The sequence below is a fragment of the Pirellulaceae bacterium genome (genome assembly GCA_029243025.1).
Classification (GTDB): Bacteria; Planctomycetota; Planctomycetia; order Pirellulales; family Pirellulaceae.
The window spans coordinates 1-20,043 of record JAQWSU010000015.1; the positions used below are offsets into that span (position 1 = coordinate 1).

The window sequence follows — 20,043 nt, forward strand, 5'->3', positions numbered from 1 at the left end:
TGCTTCCGGTGAGCGTACCGCCGCTCAATTGGAACGTGTCGGCGAGAGATCCACCGGTGAGATTTTCGACGTCTGCGAATCCAGCTGCCACACCGGTAACGGTCCCGGTATTCAGTCCGGTGACGACAAAGGTTGTGGCAAGATTGTCAGCGATCACTGTGTCGATGTCCCCGGCGCCGTCGATGCTTCCGGTGAGCGTACCGCCGCTCAATTGGAACGTGTCGTCGAGAGCGCCACCAGTGAGATTTTCGACGTCCGCGAATCCAGCTGCCACACCGGTGACGGTGCCGGCGTTTGGTCCGGTAACGACAAAGGTCGTAGCGAGATCATCAGCGATCACTGTGTCGATGTCCCCGGCGCCGTCGATGCTTCCGGTGAGCGTGCCGCCGCTCAATTGGAATGTGTCGTCGAGAGATCCACCGGTAAGATTTTCGACGTCCGCGAATCCAGCTCCTACACCGGTGACGGTTCCCGCGTTTGGTCCGGTAACGACAAAGGTCGTAGCGAGATTGTCAGCTATCAGCGTGTCGATGTCGCCTGCACCGTCGATTCTTCCGGTGAGCGTACCGCCGCTCAATTGGAATGTGTCGTTGAGAGAGCCACCAGTTAGGCTTTCGACGTCCGCGAATCCAGCTGCCACACCGGTGACGGTTCCCGCGTTCGGTCCGGTAACGACAAAATTCGTAGCGAGATCGTCAGCGATCAGCGTGTCGATGTTCCCCGCGCCGTCGATGCTTCCGGTAAGCGTACCGCCGCTCAATTGGAACGTATCGGCGAGAGAGCCCCCAGTCAAGTTTTCGACATCCGCGAAGCCAGTTCCCACACCGGTGGCCGCACCAGTGTTCAGTCCGGTAACGACAAAGGCCGTGGCAAGATTGTCACCAATCAGCGTGTCGATGTCACCTCCGCCGTCGATGTTTCCGGTGAGCGTACCGCCGATTAGGGAAAAGGTGTCCTGTCCCGTTCCGCCGATTAGAATTGGCACGCGTTTAAACATGCCAATGACGCCCACGATATGCCCCGAATCTGTGCCGGTAATGTTCCAACTGTTGTCGTTTGCCGCAAGGGACATTTGATCATTGCCCAGGCCTCCATCGGCAAGTCCTGAGAGCTGACCCGCAGGACCGACATTGAACGTGTCGATCTCATCCCCACCAATTAAATTTTCTACGTTGGTAAAGGCGTTGACGAGTCCAGGGATATCACCGGAGTTCGTTCCTGTGATATTGTAGACCGTTTGGCCCAGTAGCGTGTCATTTCCTGACTCGCCGGCAAGTGTTCCATCCACGCCATGCCCTGTTTTCAGGTTCACTACGTCATCACCGTCTCCGCTGGAGATGTTGCCGGTAATGCGTCCCTCGGATTCAAAGATGAAAGTATCGACGTCGCTACCGCCAATCAGATTTTCGACATCCTTGAAATAGACACCATTGATCGTTCCCTGATTTTCGCCCGTGATGATCCACATGTTCGGCGTGTCGGCCGCGATCAGCGTATTGTTGCCTGTTCCTCCCAACAGCCGTTCTACATGGTTGGTGTCGGTGCCGGTGTGGTTGGCGAAGTTGGTGCCATCGCTGGCCACGATGAAGTTTGTGCCGACTGTGAATGTCAGGTCATCGCTAACGGCCTGGAAATCCATGGTGTCTACACCACCATCTGGTTCTTCGACGACTTCGTCGGTGCCCCAGTCTTCTTCGAATACGAATTGATCGTCTTCGGTTTCACCAACCAGTTGGTCATTGCCTCGCTTACCGTTGATGATGTCTAAGCCTGGGCCACCGACCAATAGGTTGGGGCCATCATTTCCCGTTAGCTCGTCATCGTTGGTTCCCCCGGTAATATTTTCGAATAGGTCTGGCACCACCGATTCCACCGTCCGTCCTCCATACTCGGCAACTTGGTCGGCGGTCCAACCGGGCTGTCCCATACCGGACAGATCGGCGATTACCGGAATATCGATATTACTAAAGTCGATCGTATCGATTCCGATCGTTTCTATAATTGTGTCCTCATCATCTTCATTGCCGAGAACGAAACGATAAATGTCATTTCCGGCGCCGCCTTGCATGAAGTCCGAGCCGAATCCGCCATCGAAGAGGTTGTTGCCGTCGTTACCAATCAGGAAGTCGTCAGCTGCCCCCCCAATCAACTCCTCAAAATAGCGATGTTGCTCAGGCAATGCCGTGACCAAGAGGTGTGATGCACTGGTCGGCGTATTGGTGTCGGGATCAACACGGAAGTGTTCTGCAATCTGATTAGCAATTGCCCAGGGTGGAGTTCCGGATAGATCAACGACAACTGGCTCGTCTGAGCCCAACGCACTGAAATTCAATTGATCGTGCAGGCCTTCGTCGGTGGGTTCTTCTGTGCCCGCGTCGGCCAATTCGATCACGGTATCGATCTCATTCCCTAGGTCCAGATCTGGTGCGGGGAAAAAGTAGTAAGTGTCGTCCGCCAATTGGCCGGCCAGAGTGTCGTCTCCTTCGTAGCCGTACAGATGGTCATCGCCACCAATGAGCACGATACAAGGATCGTCGACCGTGTTGTCGCCGTGTAGGTCGTCGTCTTCTTCCGTGCCGTAGATCCAGTCATCACCATCGAGTAAGGGGGTCTTCTCGGAGTTTCCGAAGTTGACATCGCCCACCGATTGACCACTGCCGATAATCGTGACCTCATGGAATCCAGACTCAGGAAATGTTGGATAATAACCCTCGGGAAGCACCTCGCGTACGATGTGGGTCCCTTGAGGCACACCTTGGATTACGTAGCTTCCGGTAGCATCCGTGATGGCCGAAGGCTCTCCCTCGTCGAACTCTCCATTGTGATTGAGGTCGATGTAGATTGTGACGCCCGCCAGGCCAGGATCTAACTTGGGTTCGTAAACTCCATCACATTCAAAATCGTCAAACTTCAATCCTCGAATCTGCCCCGGCCTCACGTTGCCGAAGTCGAGACCTTCGATCGTCTCTCCCGGTTCGAGATCGATGGTGTACCCGTTACGCACTCCGCGCAGGAAGACACTCACGAAGCCACTACTAATGTTGGCGTTGTCAAAATTATGAGTGCTGGCGAAGGCCACGTCGTGGATTCCGTCGCCGTTCAAGTCTTCACTCACCACGGACTCTGCCGGCATTTCTGTCTCGAGTTGCAAGCGTTCGGCCATCGGGTTTTCAACGTCGCCCAGGAATACATGCATTGTGTTAAAGCCGCCTTCGGCGACGATCAGATCCGGAATCTCGTCGTCATCCAAATCGCCAGCCGTGAGCTGCCGGGGCAGTTCCATACCACCAGTTAGCTCAATTGGATCCGCAAAGGTGGGTCCAAAGACGCCACCTTCGCTCATGAGCACACTTACTCGAGCGGGCGAGGGGTGACTAATTGCCAAATCGACATCACCGTTCTGATCGAAGTCGGCCGCCGTGATCCACATGGGACCGCTCGCTACGCTAAATTCAGCGTCGATCGAAAACGTTCCATCATCTCGGTTCAGCAAGACGGAGACCAGGTTGTCCTGTGTACTGACCGTCACGAGATCCAGATGACCGTCCAAGTTGATGTCTGCTGCGGCAAGCCCGCCCGGCAACGGCTTGACAGCGATCGGCTGCCGGTCTCCCAATGTGCCATTACCCAGGTTGGGCAAGACAACCAGTTGATCGTCCGCTCGGTTGGAGGTCGCCACGTCAAGGTCGCCACTGCGATCGAAGTCGCCCAGGACAACGTCGATCGGCTCATTGCCGGTTTCATAGAAAACCGGTGGCTCAAATCTACCGTTACCTTGATTGATCAGAACCGCAACCTGCCCGGATCTCGCCAAGGTCACAACCAAGTCGATGGATCCATCATCATTCAGGTCACCGGCCGCAATCGCCCGTACATCATCGCCAACTTGATGATAGATCGGTGGTGCGAATTGACCGTTGCCTAGGTTGGCCAGTGTCTGGACACCGCCCGCACTTAAATCGACGACGATCAGGTCAATCGCCTCATCGTTGTTGATATCGGCGGCCGTCACATCGAAAGCGGAGTTGCCAGATCCGTATAAATCGGGACCGGAGAAGGAGAATTCCGGACCGGTTTGGAACTGACCTTCTGGAACCACTTCTCGCACAACATAGTGACCGGCTGGCACACCCATCAACCAATACATACCGGTTTCGTCAGCATCGGTAAGCGGGTTATCAAACATCGTCGTCGTCATAGGCTCGATAGGCCTGCCGGACTCGTCCAGATTAAGCACACCGTCATGGTTCAGATCCAGGTAGATTTGCACGCCGGGAATTCCGGGTTCTGACCTTCCGCGTCGCCCGTCTCCGTCGAGGTCTTCGTATTTCGTGCCGTGGATTTCGCCCTCTGGCGGTGAATTGCCGAAGTCGAGACCTTCGTAGCGTTCGCCGGACCCGAGATCAACGTTGTGCACACCCATGCCGCCGGATGGCAGGACACAGATGTGGTCGATCGCCAGTCCCGCGCCGCCGATCGCGAATGCATTAATCGTACCGTCAATGGTCAATCTGCCGCGTTCGTCATCGGTTTCTAATACCGTGAACAGCGTTCCACCAAGGGCTTGGCCGTTTAACTCCCCGAAGTGTTTGAATGTCTGGCGTTCACCATTCACTTCAATCACGAAAGCGGTACCGGCCACCCCATAGTGAAGTTCAAGCTCGTCGACGGGCCGCGGGAACTGGGAGTTGGCAACGCTGTAATGAAATTCAAGTTCCTGACCAGCGTGTCCGGCTTGACCTCCCGTTCCAATTGTTGCGACGCCGTCTTGGGCCAACGTCGTGACGTTCACCTGCACCTCGGTGCCGAGCGTTCCGACGGTGACAAAAGTCGCGTCGTTACTATAGGTTGAGCCTTGTTCGAACTCCTCGAAATCGAAATATTCACGAGGGGTGCCGGGATAGGTTTGCCGCCACTCCGGCACGAGAACCTCCGCAACGGTGTAACGACTAGGGCGTAAATTCGTGAATTCGTACGAGCCATCATCCGTCGTGACCGTCGTCGGCTCTCCTTGTTCGAGGCGACCGTCGCCGTTCAGATCGAGATAGATTGTCCAGCCGCGAATTCCCGGCTCGTTGTCGTCTCGCCTTCCGTCACCGTTTAGGTCCATCCATTTGGTGCCGTGGATCCCACCTCCCTCGACATTGCCAAAATCGATGCCATCGGCCGCATGCCCATCGATCCCTATTGAATAGGCTCCATCGCGGGGGAAGGTCTGGATCCAGCCCTGCTGCAACACTTCGCGAACGATATAGTTGCCATCCGGAATATTTAGGAACTGATAATTTCCATCTTGCCCAGTCACAGTTGACGGTTCGCCCGCATCAGGTTGGCCGTTACCATTTTGATCGAGATAGATCGTCCAGCCGGCGAGCCCAGCCTCATTGTTGCTCTGTTTTCCGTCTCCATCTTCGTCACTCCATTTGGTGCCATCGATGGCGCCGGTCGGAATGAACTTGTTTCCAAAATCGACTCCAGTGACCGGGTTTCCGTCGATGCTAATCGAATGGGCTCCATCGCGGGGGAAGGTTTGAGCCCAGCCCTGTTGCAATACTTCGCGAACGATGTAGTTGCCATCCGGCAGAGTTGCGAACTGATAACTTCCATCTTTTCCGGTTGCAGTTGACGGTTCGCCCGCATCAGGTTGGCCGTTGCCATTTTGATCGAGATAGATCGTCCAGCCGGCGAGCCCAGCCTCGCTTCGTTCTCGTTTTCCATCCTCATTTTCGTCGAACCACTTCATTCCGCGGATCTGCCCGGTCGCGTCAAGAATATCGATTTCTAATTCCGGAACGATCAGGAAATCGCCGTCGTCCTGTCCATGCGTTGTGCCATGCACGGCCAGTACGTTTATGCCAGACTGAAGTTTGACGCCCGTGAGGGGGATACTTGTTTCGTCGTAGGTCAACGCGAGCGAATCTGAGCGGTCGATGCTTTCGTCGTCCCATTGAGACGGCGTGCCATTGCCAGATGCGACGGGAGTTCCATTGATGAAGGCAGCATAAGCGTCATCGTATTTCGTACGCAGTGTGATGCCATTTACCAAGGCGACGTCGTCGATCACAAAATAAATCCGCAGGTACGCCGACGTGCTTTTTTCAAACATCTGAGATTCGACATCGGTCGCAATCAGCGGCCTGAACGGAGAAGGCATCTGCAGGTTGCCTTGGGCGATCTCGTAGTGCTTGTTAATGAAGTCGGGTGAATGAGCTTTGTCGTAAACGGCAACGTCATCGATGTCGCCGACAAAGGGCGCGACGATCGTGTTGTCCCTGCGATTGTCCAGTAGAGCGCCGATCGTCAGCGGCGACTCTTTATTCAAATTGATACGACCAATCTTCAGGATTTGCTCGTCTAAACGTTTTCCATCGACAAAGAGGGCCATCTGCCCGGTTGATTCATCAACGGTTCCAACGAGATGAGTCCAACTACCGAGATTGACCGATGGACCCTCAATCGTGACTAACTCTCTTCCGGTTCCGATTGTGAAGGTCCAGCGACCTTTTTCCGAGACGCCCAATCCATACCCGGCATTGTCTCGTAGGTTGAGTGTAGAAACGATCGACTGTGTGGTGCTTTCTTGTTCTTTTATTCGTGCCCAGGCCTCGACGGTGAACGACGGTTGGTGGTGGATTGAATCGAATGGCACGTTAACGAATGAAGTGGGATTTCTGGGGCCGGTAAATGGGAGTCCGACTGCGAAACTGCATCCATTAAATATTCCCGGTTGGTCCAGAATGATACCGTCTAGATTTTGATAGATACCGTTGATAGCCGAAGGGCTGGAGTCTTTTGCGGTCCGACTCCCCAGTTCCTCGAGTCGCCAATAGCCCGTGGCACCGCCGCCCAACACATCGTCAGCATAAGCCGTTGCATATTCGGTACAGGTCACGGTCTCGAAGCCAATTCCCGTTATTCCAGTCAGCCACTTCGAATCATCAAACGAAGGATCACGCCAGACGTCATCTACACTACTGTCAGTGGGTATCCAGTAGGATACGGCAGTCGGTGCGACAAGTGACTTGCTGGCGTTGATGGGTGCCACGTTCTGCATTTCCAACGGCACTGTGGCGCCGACTGAAAGAACGTCCGTCGACAACGGTGATGATCCCGAGGACTCGATGCTGGCCAGGAGGTTCTCATAGGCTGCGTCTGACAGGGTTGGCGCCCGTTGCTTAAGTTCCGACTCCGACGGAAGTTCGTTGGTGTGGATCGGGTCAGCTTGGGCTGGTTGAGCCAGATTGCCGACTGAGAAGCCAAGTTGCTTACGGAAGACGTATAGATCAGCGAAATCGATGTCGCCGTCGGCGTCGCTGTCATAGCAACTGTGATATCGAGGATCGCCCGACATCGAGTGAAATGCCCGATTGAAGCCTTCTACATCCTCGGCGTCGACATCGCCGTCCGGATCGCAATCACCGAAGATTCTGTTGCCGAAATCGATGTCGTTGACTGACTCGTTATAGCCCAAGCTGACAAGAGCGCCGCCGTCTTTTGGCCAAGTTTGTTGCCAGCCATCCTGCGGTTCTTCCGCAACGTAATAGGTGCCTGGGGCAAGCCCAGTAATCCAGTAATGCCCGGTCTCGTCCACCTCCGTGGATTGATTATCGCTTTGCGTCACGGCCGAGGGTTCGCGGGGCTCATTTGAAATTGGATTGCGGTCAAGCAGTTGGTTTTGATTCGAATCAACAAAAATGGTCCAGCCGGATAATCCGCCATCGCGGCTCGATTGTCCGTCGGTGAATCGGTCCCAGTATTTCATGCCGTGAATACTGCTGCCGAGGCGACGGTTACCAAAGGAGATATGTTCACGCACCTCGGACGGTCCAAGTTGGACGACATGAACGCCAGCAGCAGCTTCTTCGTGTGTTCGGAGGTGATCGATCCACAAGTTTTCGCCGCCGATCTGGAAGGCAGAAACGCCGCCGTTTAGCCGCAGCTCACCCTGCGTCTCCGTAAACCTCAGGACTGAAACGGACGCGCCACCAATCGATAGGCCATCCGCTTGCCGAAGATCGTCAAGCACGACCATTTCGCCATTCACTGCCAGGTTGATGTCGCCAGCTAATTCTGCAAAGCGAATCGTGACCTGTTGTGACGGGACGGCAAATTCAAACAGAAGGTTGAGTTTGCTGATCGCCAGCTCCTTGCCCGTGTGCAGAGCACGACCGGCCTCGATGATCTCAGCGTTACCCTGAGATGTCGAATCACCATCGCCGAAATAGAACTCACGCCCCGTGATCGTCATTGCCGATCCCAGGGATCCAGTAACCGGTAACTGATCTCCATGAAAGTAACGAGACGACTTCTCGAGATCTTCAAAGTCAAAGTGTTCCTGTTGCCGCTGATTGGCCGGATAGGTCTGTGACCAGTCGTCTTGCAGGACTTCCCCCACGGTATACGTTCCGGCTGGAACTCCCTTGAATCGATACTCACCACGGTCATTGGTCATTTGGAACGGTTCGGAATTGTCGAATGAACCGTTTCTATTTAGGTCAAGATAGATGGTCCATCCAGCCAGACCGGGCTCGTCAGCATCAGGTTCAGCGTTCGCGTTACGGTCTTCCCACTTGGTGCCACGGATTTCGCCAGAGACAGTATTGCCGAACGAGACATCTTGAATCAATTCACCGGACTTAACCTCGACCTCGTGAAATCCGCCGGATTCACCGGCTGGCCATGTTTGTCGCCAAGATTCGCGCAAGATCTCGCCGACCCGATATTGACCCGGAGGTAAATTGCCGAATGAATACTGGCCCGTTTCGTCGACAGCCGTTTCAGGATCGTCAGCCCGGGTGATGCGGAATGGTTCTGCAGGACTCCCTGTTTGGAAATCCAAGTCAAATACACCGTTGCGATTTAGATCGATGAAGATAATCCATTCGGCCAGCCCCACTTCGGAAGACTGTTTTTTCTCCGGGTCACGATCGAATTCGCCGTTGGCGTTGACATCGTCCCACTTCGTCCCTGTGAACGCACCGGCTTTGACATTTCCAAAGTCGAGACCCGACAGATCGGAATCCATGTTGATCGAGTAGGCTGCCGGCGCGGTGGGTACGCCGGGCATGGTCTGCAGCCAGCCGTCCTGCATCACTTCGTAGATGTTGAACCTGCCGGCGGGGACGTCTCGAATGACATACGAGCCCGTCTCATCAACCGCAGTATCAGGGTCATCGGCTTGCGTCACGGCAAATGGCTCACCTTGATCAAATACTCCATTAGGTTTGAGGTCGACGAAGATCGTCCAATCTGCCAAACCGGGCTCGTCCGCAGTTCGCTTGCCGTTTCCGTCGAGGTCATGCCACTTCAAACCCTGAATATCATAGCCCACCGTATTTCCAAAATCGGCGGTCAGCCGCTCGCCTGACTGCACCGTCAATTGATGCGTGTCGCCATTACCCAGGATGCGGGGAAAGGTTTGCGTCCAATTGGGGCCGATGACTTCCGCGATGACATAGTCGCCCGGACGCAGGCCATCAAACCAAAAAGTCCCATTGGAGTCTGTGACTGTTTTGCGATCGCTCGCATCAACTTCACCATTCTGATTCAAATCCAGATAAATTCGCCAGCCCGAGAGCACACGTTCCGATTTCGAATCGAAGATACCGTTGCTATTCTGATCGTGCCATTTAATCCCCGAGATGCTACCGGGTTGGTAATTGCCGAAATCGTTGTCCGTCAACTCCTCGCCACTCTGGAGGTCCACTTTGTGGCTTTCCTCCGCAGTCGTGCCCGGATAGCTCTGGCGCCAGCCTTTCACGATGACTTCTCGAACGTTGTAGGAACCCGCGACTAAGTCGTTGAATTGATAGCGTCCCTCTTCATCGGTCTGCGTCGAGGTTTCGTCGGGGTCGAGTACGCCGTCCTTGTTGACGTCGAGATAAACCGTCACCCCTGAAATTGATTGCTCATCTTCATCTCGGACTCCATTGCCATTCAAGTCATGCCATTTGGTTCCGGAGATGGATCCCAATTGAGTGTTCATGAAATCGACGTCATCAACCGTATCGGTATAGTCGACTGTGATTTGATAGTTGTTATTCACTGGCGCTGTTTGGAGCCAATCGCCATTGAGTACCTCGGAGACTCCGTAGGTACCCGGAAGCAATCCAGTAAAGGAATACTCCCCGTTCTCGTCGGTCTGTTGTTCGTCGACCACTTCGCCACCACTGAACAACTGAATCGTCCATCCCTGCAGCGGTGTGTCCTCCGCATCCAGCTGGCCGTTGGCATTCAAATCCTGCCATTTCGTACCATGAATCTCGGCGGTCTCCGCGTTACCAAAGTCGATGGCTCGTGCGACTTCGACTTCTGCGGGTATTGGGCCTGAGTCAACGGGGACGACATAGGCAATCGCCGTCGTGCCCGCCGTTACCTCAACGGGCGTAACCGTCGCCATGCGTCCGCTTTCGAGAGCCATTTCGAATCCGTCGTACGGTAGTCGCTGCACATAGCCGTTTTGCGGAAGCTCAACGACGATGTAGGTGCCGGCTCCCAGGTCAACCACTTCTCCGCCTTCGCTCACGTCGACAAAGGAGTACAGACCTGATTCGGTTTCCGGGTCGATCGAACCGTTCTCGTCGAGGTCAATGCTAGTCGTTGTGGTTTGGGCTATCGTTTGATTCGCATCATCGCGGAGTTCAATAATCCATCCATCGAGCCCGACTTCACCCGGGTCATGAATTGCGTTTCCGTTGGGATCATCGAATTTCTGTCCGTAGATCGAGACGGGCAAGGTGTCGCCGAAAACAGGATCATCCATGATGCAAGACGCGATGGTGTATCCACCTGCATACGGTCCACCGGCTGGAGTACCAGGATCGTTGAGGATGTAGTCGACATTCAGATTTGAGGTTCCGCCGATGAGCTCATTGAGCCCCAGCGTGCCACACATGGGATCATCATTGTCGGGACCACCCTCTAGGCGATCGGGTTCCGTCGAACTGATACTGCCAATCTCGAATCCCGTGAGGACGTCTTCCCCCCAATCCCCAAACAGCTGATCCGTTCCTTGGTCACCAACAAGAAGATCATTGTCGTGACCTCCATGAATAATGTCGTCACCATCCAACCCGGCCGTGTTCAAATTCACCATCAGAACTTGGAAGTCAGCCAGCTTATCGTCAGGCGCGTCCAACATCGGGTTGGCCGAGTCACGATCGAACAAGCTTTTGAATTTGGCGGTTATCAGCGCTTCAAGCTGCGGATGTGAAATGGCGGAGCCACCGACAACAAGATCGTGTCCGCTTTCGCCGTCTAGAACATCACCGATCGCTGTCGGAACGGGCTGATCAGCGGCACTTCGATCGACACCACCAGAAACGAAGTCGTCAGACGACCCGCCACTCAGATTGTCGTTGCCAACATCGCCCAGAATGAAGTCGACTCCCGGCCCGCCGTAAGCCGTGTCGTCACCGTATTGTCCAAAGATTTTGTCTCGATTGGCATTCCCGTACAGAAGGTCGTTGCCGGGATTGTTCGTCAAAGCCCCAAGATCGGTGATCATTCGCGTATCACCATAGATCACATCCGCCCCTGGGACACCCACATTAGGTACGCCGCCTGTGATGATCGTGACGTGGCCTGTTACGACATCAAACAAGAAGGCGGCATCGCCGTAGACAACATCACTATCAGGCCCGCCATCAAGGACATCATGCGAACTTGATCCAGTAATTTTGTCGGCACCGCTTCCGCCAAAAACATCATCCGGACCCCCACCGCCGTCGAGGACGAGCGGATGGGATGAACCGGAACCGTCAACACGGTCGGCGTCTGATGGAAGCGGACCTTGTGTGATCGGATAGTCTCCATAAGCTGCTAGGAACGCGCCAACCGTATTGGCCACATCAAGATCCACGACATCTTCCCCGGCATTTGCCAATATGAGTGTCGTGGCATTTTCTGAAATCACCGAAACGTTGATCACATCGTCATCGTCCTCACCCGTGATCTCCGTATAGGCCGATTGCACCTGTCCATGGACATCGATCGTCGCGCCCAAACCAACATCGGCGTTATCGTGATCGCCACGAAGCAACAGATGGTTCCCGGCCTTGAGGATTGAGCCAGGTTCAATCGTGACACCGTCGCCGCTAAGTAACGTGACATCTCCGAAGGTCGATGCGATGGTATTCCCGGCAGGCAGAATGATGTCCTGACCATCGTAGGACAAATCGACAGTTTGCAAACGAACTTCGCCCATCGTCGTCGTCGCCGCGACAACCTCCATCGCACCGACCATTTCGGCAATCGAGATGCCGTTCATCGCAATCGCCTCGACTTGTCCGCTCGATAGGTCAGTTCCAATCGGTCGAAGATTCGTGCCAATGTGCCCCGTGGGAGATTGGGCTGTGAGAGAAACGGCCTTGACGTTGATCGCACCCGTCAGCCCCAGGCCCTCGACAATCGACCCGTCGGCCTCGAGAAACACTCCATCCGACTGCGAATACATGGTGGCGATTCGCATATCGCCTGCGGTATTGCCCGGTGCATGTTCGTCCAGATGAATTGCATTCTGAGCACGAGCGGTAATCGTTCCATCATCCAACAGATTGATGTTAAATTCGGTACCAGCCGCTCCGATAGGCCCGGCAGCCGCCTCGAGAATCACGTCGTTTCCGCGAACATTGGTGGTGCCAGCCGCGGCCGCATTGACCAGACTTTGACCCACCTTGATTCTCGCTTCGTCTCCGGTGATCGCATCACCCGCACGAATATGATTGATTTGAAGTGTGCCCTCTGAACCAAGGTAGATCTGTCCCTCGTCCGTCGTAACGTCCACAACGCCAGTGGCTTCAAGATCAATATCCTCACGCTGACTGACCTGGATCGCGGCTACGTTTGAGACAATCTGATCAACGACAACGTCTTTTCCGGTTTCCGCCTGGAAGACGACACCACCGTCGATGGTCATTACATTGCCGACAATACTCAAGATTGAATACGACTCATTAGCCCCCGTGACATTCGCAGAATCGCCCCTGACCTGCACGCTCATGCCGTTCTCGAAAGCGCTCCAGTCGCCATCGGCACGGGTGATCGTATTGCCCGAAAAATTGACGTTCGCCGATTCAACAACGCCTCGTGGGTTCAAGACCACCGAAGCCAGGGAGACATAAACACCGTTTTCGGGAGCGATGCCAATCCCAGGAGCCAGCGTAACAACATTACCGGCGACATTGCTGATGGTATAAAACGGCCCCTCTTCCGTCGCATTCGCCGAGTTACCCTCGACCTGCAGAATCATGCCGTCGTCAAGTCCATTCCAGGGCAGCCCATCGATGCGAATAATCGTGCGCGTGACGGAGTTGAAGTTGACCACCGCCTCTTGTTTCTCACTTCCCAGAAAGACGACATCATCACGTTCTGCTGCCGCCAGCACGAGTCGCTCATCGTCTGTCAATACAACTGGATCGACCGTCAGGTCAATCAGCACCTGCCCCGAAGTCCGACCCACAGCGCCGGACACATTCAACGTCACGTTATCCGCCACAATATTGGGGTCTTCGATATTGACCTGCGTGTCGGTAACCGCTTTCAGCAAACCCGCGTTGAATGTAGACAGCAATTCGTCGACCGTCCACACTCGAATACCGTCGCGTATATGGTCTTCCTCCTCCGCCGACAGCACATAGTTGAATGCCGAGTTATAGCTATTCCCCAGCGAGCCATAGACCGTGTGTAGCTCGTGATAGTTAGCTGTTTCCGAGTCCAGCAACTCGTCGATGTCGGACTGATCGTAACCCAATAGATTTCGATAGGTCTCATCCTGATGCGATTCCAGAGTAATCTCGTGCGTTGCGTCATAAGCACTTGGATCATTCTGCGTGTTCCGATAGGCCCAATAGGCCCGATACTCTTGTTCTTTCGCTTCGGCATTCAGCGCCAGCGCGTCCGTGATCTTGTCTTGGGCTCCCAATGCATTGGTGAGTCGCAAATCAGCCCAGACTCCCCCGAGCAATGTTTCGACCGTGCGATCCTCAATCACCTCGACTCGATTGGCATCCAAAATATCACCAGCGGTTACAGTGATCTCAACATCACCGGTTGTCGAAATCAACTCGAGTCGCAGGTCGCCATCGGTCTTCTCGAGGAAGATATCGCCAGAGGTTGCCTGGATATTCGCCTTGTCCTTCGTTTGAATTCCTGAATCCAGACTGATCGGGCGAACGCTTTCACCGATGCTTCCAATCTCCGATGCGACATCCATGGCACCGCCGACAATTTGTCCGGCGAAGTAGTCACCCTCGTTGACACCCGGTATCGAACTGGCTTCGCTACCCGCTCGTCCGCGGCGGATGGACTCACGTGCGTACAGCTGAAGATCATGGGATCCCCCCGCCGACACGCTTTCAATGGGGAGTTCATTGACCCCTTCGATGTAGATCGGCCCATCCAAGGTAACGGCTTTGAAACTAGATTTTGCGTTGTCGGCGATTTCAACCCTAATCGGTTCAAAGTGAGATCCGATATCTGCACTCGCGTCAATTTCGACACGTCGCCCGCCGACGACACCACCTTCACCAACCTGTTCTACGGTCGTGGCGGATTCGATGTTGGTCTCACCCGTCGTATTCTCAATCTCCCCTGCCAACAGAATTCGACCCGCACCCGTCGATCGAATTTCCACCGTGGCTTCGTCGTAACCCAAGAAACGGATATCGATTGGCCGATCTGCTTCAATCGTATGCGTGTCTATCGATCGTTCAAACTCTTCGATCGTACGTTTGTATTTATAAGTTGTCGTACCATACCACGTGCTCTCGCTTGGCAGGTCGACAACATAGTCAACCGGATCCTCAATGGACACGACCGTCTCATTGTGGTCGTACGGGAGTGCATTGCCGGGGTCGGTGAAATAATAAACCGATTCCTCAATCAACGTCGGTTCGACAAGACTTTCCATTTCGGTCGATATCACGTCCTCCGGATCAGGAGCGAAGGCATCGATGCCGAGCCATTCAGAGGTTCCATAAATGATCGTCGTTCGCTCGGCCGTTTCTTCGCCAGTGGACCAGCCATAACGAAAACCATCCTCAGGATTGTAGATTTCATGATCCGCGCCTATGCGATCCGGTTGTCCGGTCTCCTCTACCAGTACGCCCGATTCGTCTTTTTGATAGATCGTGGAATAGTCATCCCCCTTGGCCAAATCTTTAATCAAGACATTCCCGTCACCTCGCCTTGAGGCATCAATGCGATTGATCAGAATATCGTAGTCCGTGTTGTTTGCGATCTCGATATTCGCGTAGGCGCCCAAGGCACGGATTTCGCCATTTCGTGTGTTCGTAATGTGGCCACCCAGGTCGATGTATCCACCCGATACACGCAATTCTTCAACAAGTATTCGATCATTGGCCACATCGTAGCGCACGGAGAAATCATCATTCGCTGTAATCTTGCCAAATGCATTACCTGAATTCTTGATACTTTGAATTTGATCCTCGGCATCATTCCCAAGGATCAACTGATAGTCGGATGTCCCGCTCTGAAGGATACCGTTGACATTGATATATTCAGCTTCGATCTCGATCCGGTCACCGAACAGACTAACCTCAGACGGTATTTCGGCCAGGAAGTCGGTGAAGGCTTGCGAAGTCGGATCGGCCGGTTGCGTGCCATCCCCACCCGTCAACACATTCCACTTGGCCGCAGGCTCCCCGGCCGCAGCGAAAGTCGTAAGACCGGTGATAAAGATACTTCCGCCGGAGAGCAAATACAGATTCTTGGCGAGGATGGGCGCTTCAATCACGACGTCCCCATCACCCGTCACGAGTGCTTCAATGTATACATCTCCTTGCAGATTCGAAATCGTCCCAAGGACCGTCACATCGGGCCACGGAGGCAATGTCGCCAAAGGCAGGCTATCGACGTCCAGATCGTTGACCACCTCGACGACCGGCTCCACTGTGCTCCCGCCGGGTGTCACCGAATCGAATGACGCAACACCAGGAATCTGGATTGCTTCACCGGAGAAGTTAAATTCATTGTCAGCAGCCGCGTTGGCTGCGTTCTGATCATTGATGGCAGTATTGATGGCCGCAAGATTGCCTGCATCCGAGACTTCTTGCCCTTGAAAGAAAAGTCCGCCATTTTTCTCTGGAATGTTAATTCCCAGAATGTTCAAAAATGCCGGTGTGCTGTTAGTAATTGTCACACTCGCATCGCCTGGCGAGTCGAATGTTCCATCACCCTGTAATTGATCGCCACGGATATCCACAACGCCAGCCTGAGCAACAACCGGATCGACATTCACAGAGAGTGCATATTGTTCGAGCGGAACGATTACCGTGCCGCCCATTCCATCGTCCAATTCTTCTGCCAGGTTCTCATCGAGCATCTCCTGTTCGAGCCGCTCGATCTCCTCGGTATAAAAATCGATGAGATCTGTATTGCCGGAGTCCGCGTATCGTTCAAGGTTCGCGACGGCGTTCTCGAGCGCCTTCCCCAGACTGGACTTCACGAGTTCAATGTCAACGGAATATGAGACATCCGAAGGGACACTATTCGAGACCGTGCCCGCCACCAGATCGTATTCGTCCAGCACCAGTGATTTGTGCCGATTTCTACCTGTACGAATTGTCCCGTCGACCCGCACAATTCCATGAGATTCTGCTTGACCGATGCCATCAAACGTCTCCGTTCCTGCGCCAAAAATGGCATCGATACCATCGGCGACTGCGGTTGCCCAGTTGACAGCCTTGGCCCTGGCAATGGCGTCTGCGAGCCCCAATCGCTCGGCGTGTATTCGTACGTCTTGATTCGATTCGATCAGCGTATTTGCTTCGATCGTGATGGTGTTATCCTGGACAACGAAGGCTTCCGCATCGATGTCTTCGATGGGGATTACTGAACCGGCGAATGTGTCCATGCGAGTTTCGAGGTTATATTGATCTCGCACGAAGTTGGTGTCCGTACCGGTGGAGATGTGCACGTTTCCTTCCGCGACGACAGTTGAGCCCGCACGTATAATGACTTCATTATTTGGATTCAAGCTGGTTGTCGCTTCACCAATTGCCACGGTTCCCAGTCCGTAGGTTTCGGCGTTGACCTGAATAAAGATATCCCCAGTTCCGTGTGCGGAAATATCGATATCACCAACGCTGGTCAAATCAGCATCGTCGCCAATTTCGACGCGAGCCAGATCGACCAGCGTTCTGATATCGGACTCGGCACCAGCTCCGGAGAGGGCACCACCGGTCGCCAAGGTCACCTCATCGCGGGCGAAAATATTATTCTGGGCGCGCAGTATAAAGTCGCCGGGATCGGAAGGTTGACCAACGACTTCCAGATCGGCGCGGTCGCCGATCGTCACCAGCGTGGTGAGGCTGATACGAGTCTCGCTATCCGCATCAGCACCGCTGATAAGTCCGCCTGTTGTCCCATCAATATTGCCTCCACTTAGCGATGGCTTGTCAACATTATTGGTTGCTTTCACGTTAATGTCCTGCGCATCGATGACGACATCGTCTCCGATACGAGCGTGAACCGTCGCTATCACATCATTGTCCGCTTCGGCGCCGGAACCAGAAAGAAGGCCATACGCATCACTGCTAACCCGCGTGTTCGTGATTGCCGTGTGATCCGCTGAGACGGTGAGGCTGCCGGTCCCGCTTTGTGTCAGATCGATGTTTCTTGCGGCACTTGAATTACCGATTTCCGCAAGGGTACTACTCGTGTTTCGGGTGCTGGGAACAGTTCCAGCGCCGGCCAACCCACCGGCAGCGAAGGCCGACGTTTCAGCAAATGTGTCGTCGACTCCGGTGGCCGTGACCTCCAGACTTTCCCCCGTCAATTTGACGCCCGTGCCAAGGACGGCTTCTGTACTCGTGTCCGCAATCGCCTCGGCGATAGCGACCCCCACCGTGATCAGAGCAATACCTGTGCTCTTCGCCTCGGCCGTCACGTCATTCTCGTTGACGGCATTAACGCTTGACTCCCCTTCGATATCAAGCGTGGAATCATTTCCAATGCAGGCTTGGACTTCGTGCGTTGATTCTGCCGTCGGTGTTGCCACATCGACCGTGATGCCGAGCAAGCTCGACAGATTTGTCCGGGCCACGGCCGTGCTGTCGCCAACCGCTGATATGTCCAAATCGGAAGCTTCGATCGCCGCCTGTTGACCCACGCACGCTCGTGTGACACCGCCAACATGAGCATCGGGAGAAACGACATTAACGACGATGCCACCGAGATCGGATGCCGCCTCGCCAATACGTGCCTCGTTTGTCGATTGAGCGTCAAGCGATAGCGGGCCATTCGTGATGGTCAGATCAGCCTGATCACCAACCAAAGCCTCGGTCACATGACTCGTTTCGGTGTCTCGATTCGTTACATCGACAGTAATCCCGCTACGTTCGATCGAGATAGATTGAGAGATCGCCGAATTGTCGGCCGTCGCGACGACGTCGATACCGCCTGCATTGATTTCAAAGTCACCACCCAGATGTGCACCCGTCGAACCACCGACCGTGACTTCAGGGCTGAGTACTGACACGGAGATGCCACTGAGTTCGACCTCGACATCACGCACCAGCGCCGTATTTGTCGACATTGCATTCATGCTTATCCCACCACTATCGACAGTGATTGTCCCTTCCAGGCCGCCCGTAGGCGCGTCCCCCGGCGCTGGACCGATGACGGTGGACGTCTGGTGAGCTGTCTGAGCGATCGGACTTGTGACCTCCACGAGGATCCCCCCCAGACCTGCGAAGGCTGCATCGGCGGTTGCCTGGCTATTCGCCACGGCGTTCAATTCCAACGTGTTGGCCGTGAGCGTGACGCCTTCCCCGATAAACGCCTCGGTCGAACCGCCGGCTACGGCTTCCGCCTCGACGAGATTCACGTTGACGGCACTCAAATCGAGGGGGGTAAATTCTCCCGTACTGGCATTGTTGATCGAGTTTGCATTGAGAGTCAGGGAGCCGCTGATGTTCAGATCAGCCTCTGCGCCAACGAGGGCAGCCGTACGATGCGTCGTTTCCGAGGCACGAGATGAAAGCTCAACGTCGATCGCATTTAGTTCGATCGAGAGAGCATCTGACGTGGCGGTGTTGTTACTGGTGGCCGCCGCCTCAACCGCCGACGCAGTGATGGCAAATGCGCCTCCGAGATGGACAAGCGTCGACCCATCGGCTTTTGCTATTGGGTCCACGATCTCCACGGTCACTCCGGTTACATCGATGTCAACCTGGTTGACCTTCGCATCATTATCAGAAATGGCTTCTAAAACGATACCGCCGATGTCGACCGTCAGGTTTCCAAACGCACCGGATGGCTCATCTCCGATCCCAGGTCCCAGCCGTGCAACAACATTGTGATCCGTCGTCGCATTGACTTCGGCCATCTGTACGTTGACTCCGGCGACCCCGACGAATGCAGAACCGGCGGTAGCGTCGTTATCAGCGTTCGCGGTAGAAGTTAGTGAATTGACGTCGAGTGAAGCCCCTTCATCGATATAGATCTTGGTTGCTCCTCCCACGAGGGCATCGCTGCCGCTATCACTAACGTTAACAACGATCGCGCCGCCGCCCGTGGTGTGGGACGTCGCGTTGTTATTGGACGTGGCAGTGAGACTGAATTCACCGGTTGTTGTCACATCAGCGCCGGCACCCAAGAAGGCCTCGGTGGTTCCATGGATCGTCGCCTCGGAGACTGTATCGAAGGGTGGCGCAACGGGTATCGGCAGGTCGTCGGGGAGCCCATCCGCGATCATGGAAAGCAGGACACCATCGAGGCTCAAAATGGCAACCTTGAGGACCGTCGTGGTGGCATCGGCGGTCTTATTCGCGGTGGCCGACACGGTCGCGCTCGGTGCGTTCAGCTCACCCGACACATGGGCGCGTGCGTTGGAGTCTGATGTGGCGGACGTCGCCAACGCTCCGATCTCGAAGATGGAGAAATTGACATCAAAGATCTCCGGGCTGGCATTGTCCGTTGAGTTTGCTAGTACATTGACGGTGCCGCCGGGATTAATATTGATGTCTGCATCAGCTCCGACCACCGCCTCCGTATCACCCGACATCTTTGCTGCTTCGAAGC

At 54.6% G+C, this 20,043-nt stretch carries 1 protein-coding gene (only partly in view); it reads right to left on the reverse strand.

From position 1 onward, the window contains the following. The coding region annotated (locus P8N76_06215; GenBank protein ID MDG2381250.1) for an SdrD B-like domain-containing protein crosses the window boundary (this coding region is incomplete at its 3' end): on the reverse strand, positions 1-20,043 show 20,043 of its 30,685 nt. 10,642 nt of the annotated region lie beyond the right edge of the window.